The 15,741-nt window shown below is 72.9% G+C and carries 9 protein-coding genes; 6 read left to right on the top strand and 3 right to left on the bottom strand.

Translation table 11 applies throughout. The features are described 5' to 3' along the window. Window positions 1-577: 577 nt before the first annotated feature. The 4 genes from OG776_RS16540 (at window position 578) to moeZ (ending at window position 5,049) form a co-directional block, all read left to right on the top strand. Window positions 578-1,822, top strand: a complete 1,245-nt coding sequence (locus tag OG776_RS16540; protein ID WP_443077364.1) for a hypothetical protein — start codon at window positions 578-580, stop codon at window positions 1,820-1,822. A 288-nt stretch (window positions 1,823-2,110) separates the two neighbouring features. Further along, window positions 2,111-3,070 (top strand): NAD-dependent epimerase/dehydratase family protein, encoded by a 960-nt coding sequence (locus OG776_RS16535; RefSeq protein WP_148010345.1) that lies wholly within the window; start codon window positions 2,111-2,113, stop codon window positions 3,068-3,070. Then, window positions 3,058-3,807, top strand: coding sequence for a spherulation-specific family 4 protein (locus OG776_RS16530; RefSeq protein ID WP_148010346.1), 750 nt, complete (start codon window positions 3,058-3,060; stop codon window positions 3,805-3,807). The genes OG776_RS16535 and OG776_RS16530 overlap by 13 nt, the downstream gene beginning before the upstream one ends. Window positions 3,808-3,870: 63 nt before the next feature. Next, a complete protein-coding gene (gene moeZ, locus OG776_RS16525) occupies window positions 3,871-5,049 on the top strand; it encodes an adenylyltransferase/sulfurtransferase MoeZ (RefSeq protein WP_148010347.1) in 1,179 nt (392 codons plus the stop codon). A gap of 152 nt (window positions 5,050-5,201) precedes the next feature. Here the strand turns inward: moeZ and OG776_RS16520 are convergent, their stop codons facing one another. The 3 genes from OG776_RS16520 to OG776_RS16510 form a co-directional block, all read right to left on the bottom strand. Then, a complete protein-coding gene (locus OG776_RS16520; RefSeq protein ID WP_148010348.1) occupies window positions 5,202-6,761 on the bottom strand; it encodes an alpha/beta hydrolase in 1,560 nt (519 codons plus the stop codon). A gap of 115 nt (window positions 6,762-6,876) precedes the next feature. Further along, window positions 6,877-8,427, bottom strand: coding sequence for an alpha/beta hydrolase (locus tag OG776_RS16515; protein WP_329326449.1), 1,551 nt, complete (start codon window positions 8,425-8,427; stop codon window positions 6,877-6,879). A gap of 103 nt (window positions 8,428-8,530) precedes the next feature. After that, a complete protein-coding gene (locus tag OG776_RS16510) occupies window positions 8,531-11,356 on the bottom strand; it encodes a lysylphosphatidylglycerol synthase domain-containing protein (RefSeq protein ID WP_329321360.1) in 2,826 nt (941 codons plus the stop codon). Between the two features lie 186 nt (window positions 11,357-11,542). Between OG776_RS16510 and OG776_RS16505 the strand changes: the two genes are divergently transcribed. After that, window positions 11,543-11,908 carry an MGMT family protein gene (locus tag OG776_RS16505; RefSeq protein WP_261994632.1) on the top strand — a complete coding sequence of 122 codons (366 nt, stop codon included), beginning with the start codon at window positions 11,543-11,545 and terminating at the stop codon, window positions 11,906-11,908. A gap of 248 nt (window positions 11,909-12,156) precedes the next feature. Further along, window positions 12,157-15,609: an ATP-dependent helicase gene (locus OG776_RS16500; RefSeq protein ID WP_329321357.1), complete on the top strand. Its 3,453-nt coding sequence runs from the start codon at window positions 12,157-12,159 to the stop codon at window positions 15,607-15,609. Window positions 15,610-15,741: the final 132 nt, after the last annotated feature.

Raw genomic sequence — 15,741 nt, 5'->3', positions numbered from 1 at the left:
ACCGGGCCGAACCGAAGGACGACTCGACGCACTGGACCGGCCCGAGGCACCGGAGAGCCCCGGCACCTGGGACGGGCGGACGGTGGCGTGGCCGGGGGGCGACGGGCCCGCGGCGCACGAAAGGCCTGCGGCGCACGCGCGGCCTTCGGCGGACGAGGGGCCCACGGTGCACGAAAGGCCCGCGGTGGAAGAGGAGTTGGTGGGTTTCGTGGGGTCTGCGGCCGGCGTGGGGGCTATGGGTTCCGTGGGTGCCGCGGGTCACCCGGGGGCCAGGGCTTCCGTGGAGTCCCCGGGCGACCTGGGCTTCTTCGTGGACGAAGGGTGCGGGACGGACCAGGGGTACGCGGAAACCATTACGGGGCGCGCGGCGCAGGAAGAACGGCGCGCGGCGCACGAAGAACAGCGCGCGGCGCACGGCGAGGCGGACCCGTGTACACGCGTGGGCGTCACGGACGGAGGCGGCCCGGTGGAATCCGCGCCGGACCCGGGACCCACACCGGTGCGCGAGGCCACAGACGGGACGGCCGGTGCGTCGGAGGACGCGTGCACGTCCGAGGACGGACCGCCCCACGTGTCCGTGCCGGGAGCCGGATCGGCGACTGCCCCGGCCGCCACAGGCGACACGGGGCGTACGGACTGCCCGGACGTCGCGGCCGTCCCGGGCGTCGCGGGCATCGCGGGCGGTGCGGACTCCCCGGACGTTGTGGACGCCAAGGCCGCCCCGGCCGACCGCACCGGGCACTCCCGCAGACCCCCCGGCCGCCGGAACGCCGTGGACCCCGTGAAAGCCCTGATGCACCGGCACCGCGAGCTCTGTGAACGTGCCGTCGACCCCCTGGAGATCGCGGCCGGCCTGGAGGCGCACGGGCTGACCGACCGGACCGCCACCCGCTTCCGGCACCGTGACGTGTTCTCCCTCGCCGAGGAGATGTACGCACGCCGGGCCCGTGACGTGGAACCGGCCGCGCGGACGGCCCCGGCGGAACGCTCCGGCGCACGCGCCGGCTGGGCCGTGCTCGCTCTGCTGCCGGGCATCCTCTGCGCGGCGACCGTGGGCGGACTGCGGTTCACCGAAGGACACACCCGACTCGCCGTCGCCGCCACCGGCATCCTCGCCGTGTCGGCCGGACTGCGCGCCGCCCTGCGCCGCGGCCCGCTCGGCACCTCCCGCCGCGCGACGAACGGCACCCGGGCGTGGACCTGCTGGCTGATCGCGTACGCCCTGTTCGGCGACGGACTGCTGAGCGCCGCCCTCTCCGGCGGCCCGGACGACCCCTGGCCGCCGGCCACGGCGCCGGTGCTCGCCCTCGCCCTGTCCTGCGCCCCCGCGGTCTGGTGCGCCCACCTCTTCATGGCGCGCGCCCGCCGCGGACTGGCCGCCAGCCGGGGCCTGGCGGAGTTCGCGGTCACCGTGCGCCCGCTGCTCCTCGGCGTGGTCGCCCTCTACCTGTGTGCCCTCGGCGCCCTGCTCGCGCTGTGCGGGACAGTCCTGGACCAGCCCCCCGCCTACGCCGGAGCGGGCGCCCTCGGCGCGCTGCTGCTGCTCGCCCGACTGCTCGCGGCGCGCGGCTTCGGCCACGCCCCCGCCGTGGTGCTCGACGCCGTCGGCGCGGCCGAGGCGACCGCGACGGCCACGGTCTTCGCCGGCCGGCTGCCCGGCTGCGCCTTCCTCTGCACGCCCGTCGAGACCGTCGCCCAGGCGTGGGGCCCCGGCGCCGTCCCCGCTCTGGCGTGTGGCACCGGCGCACTCGTCCTCCTGGTCCACGCGACCCGCACCCTGACCCGGGCATCGGCCCACGCGGCACCCGACGGGACGCCATGAACACCGCCCCCGTCCCCGAACTCCCCGGCCCGGGCCGCGCGCCCGGCCGCGGTCGGCGCCGCGTGCCGCCCGTGCCGCACCAAGATCCGCGCGCCGCGACCCGCCCACGGGCCTCCCGGCCGTCGCGATCCGCCGCGAGCGCCACGCGAGGGTCCGGCCCCGCCGCCGGACCCACCTCTCCCGCGGGGCCGACACCGCGGGCCTCCCTTCCGACCCACGGCACCACCCCGAAGGAGAACGCCAGATGATCACCTCCCGAACCGGAGAATCCGCCCCGGGAGCCGCCCGATGAGGGTCCTGCTGATCGGAGCCAACGGATACCTCGGCCGTTTCGTCGCCGACCGGCTGCTCGCCGACCCGGCCGTGCAGCTCACCGCCCTCGGCCGCGGTGACGACGCCGACGTACGGTTCGACCTCGCCTCGGGCAGCCCCGGCGCGCTCACCCGCTTCCTGGACGCGGTGCACCCCGGGGTCGTCATCAACTGCGCCGGGGCCACCCGCGGTGGCGCCCGCGAACTGACCCGGCACAACACCGTCGCCGTCGCCACCGTCTGCGAGGCCCTGCGGCGCAGCGGGTGCGGGGCGCGGCTCGTCCAGATCGGCTGCGGAGCCGAGTACGGGCCGAGCCAGCCCGGCTCCTCCACCGCCGAGGACGCCGTCCCCCGCCCCGGCGGCCCCTACGGCGTCAGCAAACTCGCGGCCACCGAACTGGTCCTCGGCTCCGGACTCGACGCCGTCGTCCTGCGCGTCTTCTCGCCCGCCGGGCCCGGCACGCCCGCCGGATCGCCGCTCGGCCGCCTAGCCGAGGCCATGCGACGCGCCATGCAGTCCGGCGACGGCGAACTCAAACTCGGCGGACTCGGCGTCCAGCGCGACTTCATCGACGTCCGGGACGTCGCCCGTGCCGTCCACGCCGCCTCCCTCTCCGCCGCACAGGGCGTCATCAACATCGGCTCGGGACGCGCCGTCCGGCTGCGCGACGCCGCCTCCGTCCTCGCCCGCGTGGCCGGCTACGGCGGCACACTGCACGAACTCGACGGTCCGCCCGGACCCATGAGGGCATCCATCGGACACCCCCGCCCCGAACCCGACCACGCGGGCCCGGTCGCGTACCCGTACCCGGACGGCTGCGGCAGCTGGCAGCAGGCCGACGTGCGCACCGCGCGCGACCGCCTCGGCTGGCGCCCCCGGATCAACCTCGAGGAGTCCCTGGCCGACATCTGGATGGAGGCGGCATGCCGCATCTGACCAGCGCCGCGGCGGGCACCGCGAGCACCGACCTGAGAACGGGCTTCGGCATCCCCGGCTATGCGCACCCCCTGGTCGCACCGGGGGAGTGGGGCACGCTCACCCGCCCCGGCACGCCCCTGCACTGGGTCGTCCTGAACGTGGCCGAAGGACCCGGCGTCCGTCCCGACCCGCACTGCCTGGAGGCCGTCGGCCGACTGCGCCGCGCCGGAGTACGCGTGCTCGGGCACCTGGACGTCGGCCACGGCGCCCGTGCCGTCGCTGAGCTGATCTCCGACGCGCACCGGTACGTCGACTGGTACCGGGTCGGCGGGTTCCTCCTGCACCGCTGCCCCACCGGACGCGCCGCGCTTCCGGAGGTCCGCCGCGCGGTCACCGGGCTCCGCGCGCTCCTGGACGACCCGCACATCGTGCTCGGGCACGGCACCCACCCCTACCCCGGCTATGCCGAGAACGCCGACCAGCTGGTGACGTTCTCCGGTTGCTGGAGCGACTACCGCTGGTCGCAGGTCGCCGAGTGGACCGCCGACTACGCGCCCGAGCGCTTCTGCCATTTCGTGCACGGGGTGCCGCGCGGCCATCTGGACGAGGCGCTGCGGATCGCCCGCTGGCAGGGAGCCTCGACCATCTACTTCACCGACCGCACCGACCGGGGCGGCCGCACCGACCCTTGGGAGACCATGCCCGGCTACTGGGACGAGATCGTCTCGCGGATCGGAACGGGTGTCTCGGAATGAAGAAGGGCGTGGCAGTGTTACGGGGAGAACAACTGTAGTGATTGACCGACCAACGGAGTCCCCGTGTCGCTGCCACCCCTGGTCGAGCCGGCTGCCGAGCTCACCGTAGACGAGGTCCGCAGGTACTCCCGCCACCTGATCATCCCCGACGTGGGCATGGACGGGCAGAAGCGGCTGAAGAACGCCAAGGTGCTGTGCGTGGGCGCCGGCGGCCTCGGGTCCCCGGCGCTGATGTACCTGGCCGCGGCGGGCGTGGGCACGCTCGGCATCGTGGAGTTCGACGAGGTCGACGAGTCGAACCTGCAGCGCCAGATCATCCACAGCCAGGCGGACATCGGCCGCTCCAAGGCCGAGTCCGCGCGCGACTCCGTGCTCGGCATCAACCCGTACGTGAATGTGGTCCTCCACGAAGAGCGGCTCGAGGCCGAGAACGTGATGGACATCTTCAGCCAGTACGACCTGATCGTCGACGGCACGGACAACTTCGCGACCCGCTACCTGGTCAACGACGCGTGCGTGCTCCTCGACAAGCCGTACGTGTGGGGCTCGATCTACCGCTTCGACGGTCAGGCGTCCGTCTTCTGGTCCGAGCACGGCCCCTGCTACCGCTGCCTCTACCCGGAGCCCCCGCCCCCCGGCATGGTCCCCTCCTGCGCCGAGGGCGGTGTCCTCGGCGTGCTGTGCGCCTCCATCGGCTCCATCCAGGTCACCGAGGCGATCAAGCTGCTCGCGGGCATCGGCGAACCCCTGGTGGGCCGTCTGATGATCTACGACGCCCTGGAGATGCAGTACCGCCAGGTCAAGGTCCGCAAGGACCCGAACTGCGCGGTCTGCGGCGAGAACCCCACCGTCACCGAGCTCATCGACTACGAGGCCTTCTGCGGTGTCGTGTCCGAGGAGGCGCAGGAGGCGGCGGCCGGCTCCACGATCACTCCGAAGCAGCTCAAGGAGTGGATCGACGACGGCGAGAACATCGAGATCATCGACGTCCGCGAGATCAACGAGTACGAGATCGTCTCGATCCCCGGCGCCAAGCTGATCCCGAAGAACGAGTTCCTCATGGGCACCGCCCTGGAGACCCTCCCGCAGGACAAGAAGATCGTCCTGCACTGCAAGACGGGTGTCCGCAGCGCGGAGGTCCTCGCCGTCCTGAAGTCGGCCGGTTTCTCGGACGCTGTGCACGTCGGCGGCGGCGTGATCGGCTGGGTCAACCAGATCGAGCCGGACAAGCCCGTCTACTGAGCGACAGCCGAGCCCGTCCGCCGGGCGACGCCGGACGGGCTCGCTCACCGGGGGACGGGTGACGGGCCGGTCCGTCGAGTACCACCGGCCGGTCCCGGACTTGCGACGGCGGGGGTCTCGCACACGACAGGTGTGGGGGACCCCCGCCGTCGTCATGAGCAGACCTTGCCGTCCTTCGGTACCGTCCCGTCCAGCAGATAGCCGTTCACCGTGGAGTCGACACAGTCGCTGCCGCTTCCGTAGGCGCCATGGCCCTCGCCCTTCCAGGTGAGCTCCACCCCGACACCCTTGCCCAGCTCGTCGGCCATCCTGCGGGCCCCCTCGTACGGCGTCGCCGGGTCCCCGGTGTTGCCCACGACCAGGACGGGCGCGGCTCCCGGAGCACCGACCTCCGGCGTGTCGAACTGACCGGCGACCGGCCAGTCGTGACACCAGCCCGCCGTGTCCCAGCCCATGAAGTCGCCGAACACCGGCGAGATCTTCTCGAACTCGGGCAGCAGCTTCCTCGTCTCCTCGGGCGTCGGCCGCTGCTTGTCGTCCAGGCACGATATGACCCGTTGGGAATGGGTCGTCGTGCCGTAGTGACCCGAGGAGTCGCGGTCGTTGTACCCGTCGGCGAGCGCGAGCAGTTCGGTGCCGTCACCGTCCTCGGCGCTCTGGAGCGCATCGGTCAGACGCGGCCAGCCCGCCTTGCTGTACAGCGGCAGGACGATGCCCGTGAGAGCCAGGGTCTGGGTGAGCTTGCGCCCGCCGGTGGTCGGCAGCGGCTTCGCGTCGATCCGGTCCAGCAGGTCCACGATCTTCCGGGAGCCCCGCGCGGGGTCCTGGCCGGTGGACTTGAGGTAGTCGTCCAAGGCGCGCTGGAACCCCAGGGTCTGGTTCTTGGCGTGGCCCACCGTGTCGGCACTCGGGTCGACCACGGCGTCCAGCACCAGCCGTCCCACGTTCTTGGGGAACAAGTGGGCGTACACGCCGCCGAGTTCGGTGCCGTACGAGATGCCGAAGTAGTGCATACGGCTGTCGCCGAGGACCTGGCGCATCAGGTCCATGTCGCGGGCCGTGTCCGTGGTCGACACGTGCGCCATCAGCTTTCCGGCGGCCTTCTCGCAGCCCTTGCCGAAGTCGGCGGCGTCCTTGAAGTAGGCACTCTCCTCGGCCGCGTCGTCCGGAGTGGCGTCCACCGACTCGGCGGCCTGGATCGCCTTGTCGCCGCGGCAGCGCACCCCCTCGCTGGCGGCGACACCGCGCGGGTCCCAGCTCACCAGGTCGTAGCGCTCGTGGAGCGGGCCGACGAGGCTCTCGTAGTTGGGCATCGTGGAGACACCGGAACCGCCGGGGCCGCCGAAGTTGAACAGGAGGGAGCCGAGCCGCTTGCCCTGCCCGCCGGTCGCCTTCGAGCGGATGAGCGCGAGGCCGATGGTCTTCCCGTCCGGTTTCGCGTAGTCGAGCGGCACCTTGAGCGTCGCGCACTGCCAGCCGCCACCCTGAGCGGCGGCACCCGAACCGCTCCCGCAGCGGCCCCAGTCGGGCTTCTGCGAGGTGAGCGCGACCGGCAGCGCCGAGGCGACGCCGGACGACGGCGCGCCGGCGGACGGGGTGCCGCTGTTCTTCCCCTCGTCGTCCGCGCCTTTGCCGTTCCCGGACGAGCCGCCGCAGCCGGCCACCAGCAAAGCGGCCGCAACCCCGGCCGTCCACCGTGCGAAACGCCTCATGAGCTTCCCCCTCACCCGTGGTCCGCCGGATGCCGCGGATCACCTGCACGCCATACTAGGCGTCCGCGGCGGACCACCTCTGACCCCTGTGGATAACCTTCTGACCTGCTATTTTCTAGGTGCAGACGGTTCCGGCCGGTGGTACGGTCCCGTTCAGCAGGTAGCCGTCCACCGCGTTGTGCACGCACTTGTTCCCGCTGTCGTAGGCGCCGTGTCCCTGGCCCTTGTAGGTCAGCTCGACGCCGACCCCCTTGCCCAGCGCCTCCACCATCCTCTTCGCGCCCTCGTACGGTGTCGCGGGGTCACCGGTGTTGCCGACGACGAGGATCGGCGCCGACCCGGCGGCGCCGACGTCCGGGTGGTCGGCGGCCCCCGGGACGGCCCAGTCGGTGCAACTCAGCATTCCCCAGGCCAGATAGTCGCCGAACAGGGGTGACGCGGCGCGGAACTCCGGAAGTCTCGCCTCGACGTCGGCGACGGTGTAACGCGGCTTCTCGTCCGCGCAGTTGATGGACACGTTCGCCGCGGTGAGATTGCTGTACTGGCCGTCCTCGGTGCGGCCGTTCAGCGAGTCCGACAGCAGCATCAGTACCTTGCCGTCCCCGCTGTAGGCCTGTTCCAGACCCTCCGTCAGGTACTCCCAGAAGTCCTTGGAGTACAGGGCCTGCGCGATGCCGGTGGTCGCGGCGGTGCGGGTCAGCTCGCGCGGGAAGACACCGGGGATCGGCTTGCCCTCCAGGCTCTCGAGGAACGTGCCGATGCGGTCCTTGACGTCCTTCGGTGTGTCACCGATCGGGCACGGATCCTTCTTCGAGGTGCAGTCCTCGGCGAAGTTGTCGAGCGCGAGCTGGAATCCCCTGGCCTGCCCGAGCGCGCCCTGTTCAGGGTCCTGCGTCGGGTCGACCACTCCGTCGAACACGGCCCGTCCCACGTTCTTGGGGAACAGGTGGGCGTACACGCCGCCGAGTTCGGTGCCGTAGGAGATGCCGAAGTAGTGCAGCTTGTCGTCGCCGAGGACCTTCCGCATGAGGTCCATGTCGCGGGCCGCGTCGGTGGTGCGCACATGCGGGATGGTGCGGCCCGAGTTCTTCTCGCAGGCCGCGTTGAACGCCTTCGTGTTGTCCACGAGCGCCTTGCGCTGGGCGGCGTCGTCGGGGATGGCGTCCTGCTGGAAGTACGCGTCGAGCTGGGTGTCGTCCTCGCACTTCACGCCGTCGCTGCGGCCGACGCCCCGCGGGTCGAAGCTCACCAGGTCGTACCGGGTGCGCAGCTTCGCGTAGTCCCCGCCGAAGGCGGGCAGCGTGGTCACACCGGAGCCGCCGGGGCCGCCGAAGTTGAAGACGAGGGAGCCGATGCGCCGGGCGGGATCGCCGCTCGTCCGGGCCCGGATCAGCGCGATGCCGATCGTGTCGCCCTTGGGGTCGGCCCAGTCGAGGGGGGCCTTCATGGTGGCGCACTGCCACTGCGCACCGCCGGGCAGCGGAGAGGGCGCGCCGCCACCGCCCTCGGACTCCGAGGGAGCCGGGCAGTCCTGCCAGTTCAGCTTCTGGGCCGTCAGGTCCCCGTGCCCGTCCCCCGACCCGCCGCCGCAGCCCGTCAGCGCACAGGACAGCAGGACGGCGGTCACGGTGAGAGCGGCGGCGCGTGACGGCGACGGGTTCGGCATGTCTCCCATCCTGCGGGCGCGCAGGGCCGTTCGCTCGGGACGCGGTCCGTGCGGGTGAGAGCACGGCGCGCCCGTCCGGCCACGGCGCGCACCTCGCCCGTTTCTACAGGGCGCCCTTGCGGGTGAGGTGGTTGAAGAACAGCCAGCCGGGCAGCACCGGCAGCCACAGGGTCAGCAGCCGGTACAGCAGCACCGCGGGCGCGGCGACCTCCTTGGGGAGGCCGACGGCGATCAGACCGACGGTGAGCGTCGCCTCGACCGCGCCGACACCGCCGGGGGTCGGCGCCGCGGAGCCGAGCGCGTTGCCCGCGAGGAAGACGACGGCCACGCTGGCGAGGCTGAGCGTGGTGGTCTCCTCGTGGCCGAAGGCACGGATCGACGCGTCCAGGCACATCACGAAGCAGGCGGTCAGCAGCAGCATGCCGCCGATGCCGGTGACCAGCTTCTGCGGGCGCTGCAGCACGTCCAGCATGCGCGGCACGACGCCGGCGAACAGCGACCTGACCCGGGTGACGACGAACTTCCGCAGGAACGGCACCGACGTCACGACGAGGACCAGCACCGCGACGGTCAGCAGACCGGCGATGACCGTGCGGGACGGCGACAGGGACGGTGTCTTCTCCGTACCGGTCAGATAGCCGAAGGACAGCAGCATCAGGATGTGACAGCCGAGCCCGAACAGCTGCGAGGCGCCGACGCTCGCCACCGCGAGCCCCGGCCGCACCCCGGCGCGCTGCAGGAAACGTGTGTTCAGTGCGACACCGCCGACCGCCGCGGGCGCCACGATCTTCACGAACGAGCCGGCCACCTGCGCCGCCACGGTCCGCAGGAACGGCACCCGTTCGGGCACGAAGCCCAGCAGGCTCATCGCCGCCGCGAAGTAGCTCAGCGCCGAGAACAGCACGGCCGCCGCGACCCAGCCCCACTCGGCGCTCTCGAACAGGGTCGCGAACTCGATGTGCGTGAGCTGTGTCAGAAGGAAGTACGCGCCGATGGCACCGGCGATGAAACTGATCAGCGTGCGCGGCCTGATCCGCTCCAGACGGGCCGGTTCGACCGGCGCCTGCGGTCTGATCCGCAGCACCTGGTGGCGGATCTGGGTGAGCAGATCCTCCTCACGGGCCTCGTCCAGCGCTTCGTCCAGCGCCCGCTTCTCGGCCCGCTGCTCCGCCCGTACGGCCTTCTTGCCGGGCTTCTCGGCCACGGTCTCGGCCGACTGCGCCTGTTCCGCGCGCGCGAGCCTGTCCTGCCGTGAGGCCTCCAGCACCGCGTCCCGCTCACGCTGGGCGCGCTCCCGGGCCAGTTTGCGCAGCGTCGCGCGCGTGGAGCGGGACAGCGCGATGGGCTGCAGCAGCGGCAGACAGTCGGCGACGGCGTCAGGACCGAGCACACCCACCGCCGACGCCACCGTGCGCTCGGCGCCGACGCGCAGCCCCAGGGTGGTCAGCAGCTGAGCGATGTCCATGCGCAGCAGCAGGTCACCGGCCGCGATCTCGCCACCGCGCAGATCGGTGAGGATCACCGTGCCGGAACGATCCACCAGGATCGCGTCCCCCGCGAGCCTGCGGTGCGCGATGCGCCGCGACTGCAGCGCCTGCACCTGATGCCAGGTGTCCCGCAGCAGAGCGTCGGTGATGAGCTCCCCGGGCAGTGAGTCCAGGGTCCGCCCGCCCGTGTGCTCGTAGACGAGCATCACGGCGTCCGGGCCCAGCTCGGAGGTCGCGATCAGCTTCGGCGCGTTGGCGCCGGCCGCGATGGCCGCGTACGCGAGGAGCGCCTCCTGCTCCAAGGCCTGGCGCAGCGACTGGAGGCTGCGCCGGGTGGCGAGACCGCGCAGGGTCAGGTTGCGCCACACCCGGTAGAAGAAACCCTGGGCCTGCTGCTCCCGGTCGACCACCGTCACGTCCAGCGGCGGACCGTCCTCCAGGGTGACGAAGTAGCGCCGGCCGCGATCGCCGTTGTCGGACGTGTCCGGGGTCTCCTCGCGGGCCGCGCTGACGGGATGGAAACCGACGTGCCGCAGGCCCGCCATCAGCGTCCGCCCGGTCGGCCGCACGTTCGGCGACCCGACCGCGTACAGCGTCCCGTAGGCGATGGTCCAGCCGATCAGCACCGTCAGGATGATCGAGAACGGTGTCGTGTAGCCGGTGACCAGCATGGAGAAGGCGTCCAGGAGCAGCACCACCCACAGCACCGCGCGCCAGCGGGGTCGGCGGGACATGCCGACGGCCGTCATGTACGCGATCACCGGCGCCAGATAGCCGTGCACCGGGTCGGTGAGGGCGTGGATGTCCCCCGGGGAAGGCTGGGTGAGGGCCTCCTGGATGGAGCTCGGCGCCGCCTTGGCGACCCACAGGTCGGTGGCGAGGGTCACTCCGTGCGCCAGGACCGCGGCGAGCACGCCGTCGGCGATGCGCAACCCGTCCCGCTTGATCAGACGCTCGATGGCGAAGGCGACCGGCACCAGCAGGATCGCGATGCTCGACGCGAGCCCCGCGATCTTGATGAGCAGGTCGGGCGCCTGGCCGGTGCCCTTGTTGATGTCCTGTTCGAGTCCCGAGGTCGTCCCGTGCGCGAACGCCGCGACGGCGAGCAGCACGACGATCGCGAGGAAGCCGACCAGCAGCCGCATCAGGTCCGACGGTCGGTGCACGCGCGCGGGGAGCAGCGGTTCGTCGCCCTCCACCTCGTCGTTGTGTCCCTCGTCACCACAGTCGTCGTCGGCCGTCGGCCGCCGGTTCCCGGAGCCGGACGGACCGCCCGAGGGCTTCTCGTCCGCCCTGGAGGGGGAATCGGTCCTCGCGTCGGGCTCCCCCGACGTCCCGCCGGCGCCCCCGGCACCGGCATCGGCGGCTTCCTCGGCCTCCGGGCGCGACGAAGCGGCGGAGGTGCTCTCCGCGCCTTCGGGGTGCACGCCCTGCTGCCTCATGGTCTCTTCTTGATCTCGTATCACCGGTCACCGCCCGCACGATGGTGGCATGCCCCACCGACACACGGGGGCATCAGGGTGCAAATGCGGGGGCGCACAGTCTGCCCGAAGTGCGCCTTCGGGGCGAGGGATACCGACAGTGGCCGTCGCGTCACACTGTCGGTGGCGTGGGGCAGGATGGGGCGGATGAGCGAGGAGAGCCTTCCGGCCGACGAACTGCCGGAGTACGCGGAGCGGGTCCTGGAGGTCGCCGACCTCATTCCCCCCGGGCGCGTCATGACGTACGGGGACGTCGCGGAGTGGCTGGGGGAGGGCGGCCCGCGCCAGGTGGGACGCGTGATGGCCCTCTATGGAGGAGCGGTCACATGGTGGCGGGTCGTCCGCTCGGACGGCGTCCTCCTGCCGGGCCACGAACTCGAAGCGCTGGACCGCTACCGGGAGGAGGGCACGCCGCTGAAGGAGGCGAGCCGGGCCTCCGGGGGGCATCTGCCACGCGTCGACATGAGACGAGCACGATGGGACGGCGACGAACGCGCGCAGGGTCACACCTGACAGCTTCCGCCATCGGACCGGCGGACGGGACGCCTGTGGCCCGTACGGGGGAAACGCGGCACGTCCGTGACATGCCGTACGTTCGACGAACGAGGGACGCACCAGGGGCGGGGGAAGCACGGGAAGCCACCCTTCCGCGACGCCCACCGGCGTACCGTCGACGGCGCGCATCCCCCTCATCCCGCGGCCACCCCCCTCGGCCCGCGGCGCTCCGCCCACCAGCACGACCTCCAGGACCGGCGAACCACGTGAGCTCCTCTTCCTCCACCAGGCGCCTGCCGCACCCCCCGGTGCGGCAGGGGACCCGCGGCGCGTACCGACTGGTGCGCACCGCTCCGGTCCGGGTGGGCCCCCCTCGTCTGGACGCAGGACAGCGCACGGTGGTTGACCACGCCTCGGGCCCGCTCCTCGTCCTCGCCGGCCCCGGCACCGGCAAGACGACCACCCTCGTCGAGTCCGTCGCCGCCCGGATCGCGCACGGCGGCGACCCGGAACGCATCCTGGTCCTCACGTTCAGCCGCAAGGCGGCCGTGGAGCTGCGCGACCGCATGGCGCTGCGCATCGGCGCCGCCCGCGCCCCCCGCGCCACCACCTTCCACTCGTTCTCCTACGCCCTGGTCCGCGCCCACCAGGACAGCGACCTCTTCGTGGAACCGCTGCGCCTGCTGTCCGGACCCGAACAGGACGTCGCGGTGCGCGAGCTGCTCGCGGGCCAGCCCGACCTGGAGCGGCTCGGCCTCGCCCATGTGCGCTGGCCCGACGAACTGCGCGCCTGCCTGACCACACGCGGCTTCGCCGACGAGGTCCGCGCCGTCCTGGCGCGCAGCCGCGAACTGGGCCTCGGCCCCGACGCCCTGACCGCCTTCGCCCGCCGTATCGGACGCCCCGACTGGAGCGCCGCCGCCGCCTTCCTCGCCGAGTACCTCGACGTCCTCGACCTGCAAGGAGTGCTCGACTACGCCGAACTCGTCCACCGCGCGGTACTGCTCACGGGGCGCCCCGGCGTCACCGAACGGCTCGCCGCCCAGTACGACGCCGTCTACGTGGACGAGTACCAGGACACCGACCCCGCCCAGGTACGGCTCCTCGCCGCCCTCGCCGGCGGCGGCCGCACCCTGATCGCCTTCGGCGACCCCGACCAGTCGATCTACGCGTTCCGCGGCGCCGACGTGAACGGCATCCTGGACTTTCCCGACGCCTTCCCGCGCGCGGACGGCCACCCCGCCCCGGTCGAGGTGCTCCGCACCTCCCGGCGCTCGGGCGCCACCCTGCTCACCGCCACCCGCCTGCTCACCCAGCGCATGCCGCTGACCCGGCTGCCCGCCCAGAAGGTGCGCGCCCACCGCGAACTGACACCGGTACGGGACGGCGGCACGGTCGAGGCCTACACGTACCCGACGGCGGGCACGGAACTCGACAACATCGCGGACATCCTGCGCCGCGCCCACCTGGAGGACGGCGTCCCCTGGAGCGACATGGCCGTCCTGGTGCGCGCCGGCTCCCGCACGATCCCGGTGATCCGCCGCTCGCTCACCGCGGCCGGTGTTCCCCTCGACATCGACGGCGACGACCTGCCACTGCGGCACGAACCCGCCGTGACCCCGCTGCTCACGGCACTGCGGGCCGTCGCCCGCGCCGAGTCCGGGACGAGCGCGGGCAAGGGCGGCCATGGCGGTGAGGGCACTGGCACGGACGGCGCCACCGGCCCGGACACCGACGGCGCCACGGGCGACGGCGCGGCGCCGAGGCCCGACGGCGACGACCCCGAGGACGCGGACGCGCCGCCCGAGGAGGACACCGCTCTCCAGGAGTCCGCGTCCTGGCTCGACACCGAGACCGCGCTCACCCTGCTCGCGTCCCCCCTCGCCGGCATGGACGCCGCCGACCTGCGGCGCCTGGGCCGCGCGCTGCGCGACGAGGAACGCGCCGCCGGCAACCACGTACCACCGCCCTCCGACGAACTGCTCACCCTCGCGCTGGCCGAACCCGAACGGCTCGTCGCCCACGACCCCGCCTACGCCCGTGGAGCCCAGCGCCTCGGCGCGCTGCTGCGCACGGCACGAGAGCGCCTGGCGGGCGGCGGGACGGCCGAAGAGGCGCTGTGGGACCTCTGGAACGGCACACCCTGGCCACAGCGCCTGGAACGGGCCGCCCGGCGCGGCGGCGCGGCCGGCCGCAACGCCGACCGCGACCTCGACGCCGTCTGCGCCCTGTTCGCGACCGCGGCCCGCGCCGAGGAACGCACCGGCGGACGCGGCGCCCTCAACTTCCTGGAGGAGATCGACGCCCAGGACATCGCCGCCGACACCCTCACCCGCCGGGCCGTACGCCCCGACGCCGTGCGCCTGATGACCGCGCACCGCTCCAAGGGCCTCGAATGGCACCTCGTCGTCGTCCCGGGCGTCCAGGAAGGACTCTGGCCCGACCTGCGCCGCCGGGGCTCCCTGCTGGAGGCCGACCGCATCGGACGCGACGGACTCGCCGAACCGCTCACCCCCGGAGCGCTCCTCGCCGAAGAGCGCCGCCTGTTCTACGTGGCAGCCACCCGCGCGCGCGAACGGCTCGTCGTCACCGCGGTGAAGGCACCCGCCGACGACGGGGACCAGCCCTCCCGCTTCCTCACCGAACTCGGCGTCGAACCCAAGGACGTCACCGGCCGGCCCCGCCGCCCGCTGTCCGTGGCCGCGCTCGTCGCCGAACTGCGCGCCACCACCGTCGACCCGCGCGTCTCGGAACCCCTCCGCCGGGCCGCGGCCCACCGCCTGGCCAGACTCGCCGCCCTCACCGACGACGACGGCCGCCCCCTGGTGCCCTCCGCCCACCCCCACCGCTGGTGGGGCATGTACGACCCGACGGAGAGCAAGGTCCCGCTGCGCGACCGCGACCAGCCCGTCGTGCTCTCCGGAAGCGCCCTCGACCAGCTCGCCAACACCTGCGCCCTGCAGTGGTTCCTGGGACGCGAGGTGAAGGCCGACGCGCCCGCGACCGCGGCCCAGGGCTTCGGCAACGTCGTGCACGTCCTCGCCGACGAGGTCGCCTCCGGACGCACCCCCGCCGACCTCGACGTCCTCATGGAGCGCCTCGACTCCGTGTGGAACGCGCTCGCCTTCGACGCGCCCTGGAAGTCGGCGCAGGAGAAGGAGCACGCGCGCGTGGCCCTCGAACGCTTCCTCGCGTGGCACGTCGACTCCAACCGGGTCCGCCCCGGCCGCACACCCGTGGCCAGCGAGCACGACTTCGACGTGACCCTCGAAGCCGGCTCCTACGAAGTACGCATCCGCGGCTCGATGGACCGCGTCGAGACGGACACCGAGGGCCGCGCCTACGTCGTCGACTTCAAGACCGGCAAGAACGCGCCCAGCGCCGCCGAAGTGGCCCACCACCCCCAGCTCGCCGTCTACCAGCTCGCGGTCCGCGAGGGCGCCGTAGACGACGCCTTCGACGGTGTGCGCCCCGAGCCGGGCGGCGCCGAACTCGTCCAGCTGCGCCAGGGCGCCGCCCGGAAGAACGGCGGCGAGACCCTCCCCAAGGTGCAGGCCCAGGAACCTCTCACGGGGGAGTGGATCGGCGATCTGCTGGCCAACGCCGCGGGCAAGGTCCTCGACGAACGGTTCTCACCGACCACCGGCCAGCACTGCACGCACTGCGCGTTCCGGGCGTCCTGCAGCGCCCGCGCGGAGGGACGCCACGTCGTCGAGTGACGGCGGCCGGACCGCGGACGGACCACCAGCGGCGTACGACCGGCCCACCAGCGGCGTACGACCGGCGCCGGCGCACGCCCACCGAAGCGTCCCGGCGCGCACGGCGTCAGCGGACGCGGCCTGAGTGACGTA

The organism is Streptomyces sp. NBC_01689, assembly GCF_036250675.1.
Taxonomy (GTDB): Bacteria; Actinomycetota; Actinomycetes; order Streptomycetales; family Streptomycetaceae; genus Streptomyces.
This window is presented reverse-complemented; position numbering and strand designations above follow the sequence as displayed.

Bases quoted from the DNA above. Each gene is read 5' to 3' on its own strand.
- OG776_RS16535 (WP_148010345.1), top strand. From the start codon at position 2,111: ATGAGGGTCCTGCTGATCGGAGCCAACGGATACCTCGGCCGTTTCGTC.
- OG776_RS16530 (WP_148010346.1), top strand. From the start codon at position 3,058: ATGCCGCATCTGACCAGCGCCGCGGCGGGCACCGCGAGCACCGACCTG.
- OG776_RS16520 (WP_148010348.1), bottom strand. From the start codon at position 6,761: ATGAGGCGTTTCGCACGGTGGACGGCCGGGGTTGCGGCCGCTTTGCTG.
- OG776_RS16515 (WP_329326449.1), bottom strand. From the start codon at position 8,427: ATGCCGAACCCGTCGCCGTCACGCGCCGCCGCTCTCACCGTGACCGCC.
- OG776_RS16510 (WP_329321360.1), bottom strand. From the start codon at position 11,356: ATGAGGCAGCAGGGCGTGCACCCCGAAGGCGCGGAGAGCACCTCCGCC.
- OG776_RS16505 (WP_261994632.1), top strand. From the start codon at position 11,543: ATGAGCGAGGAGAGCCTTCCGGCCGACGAACTGCCGGAGTACGCGGAG.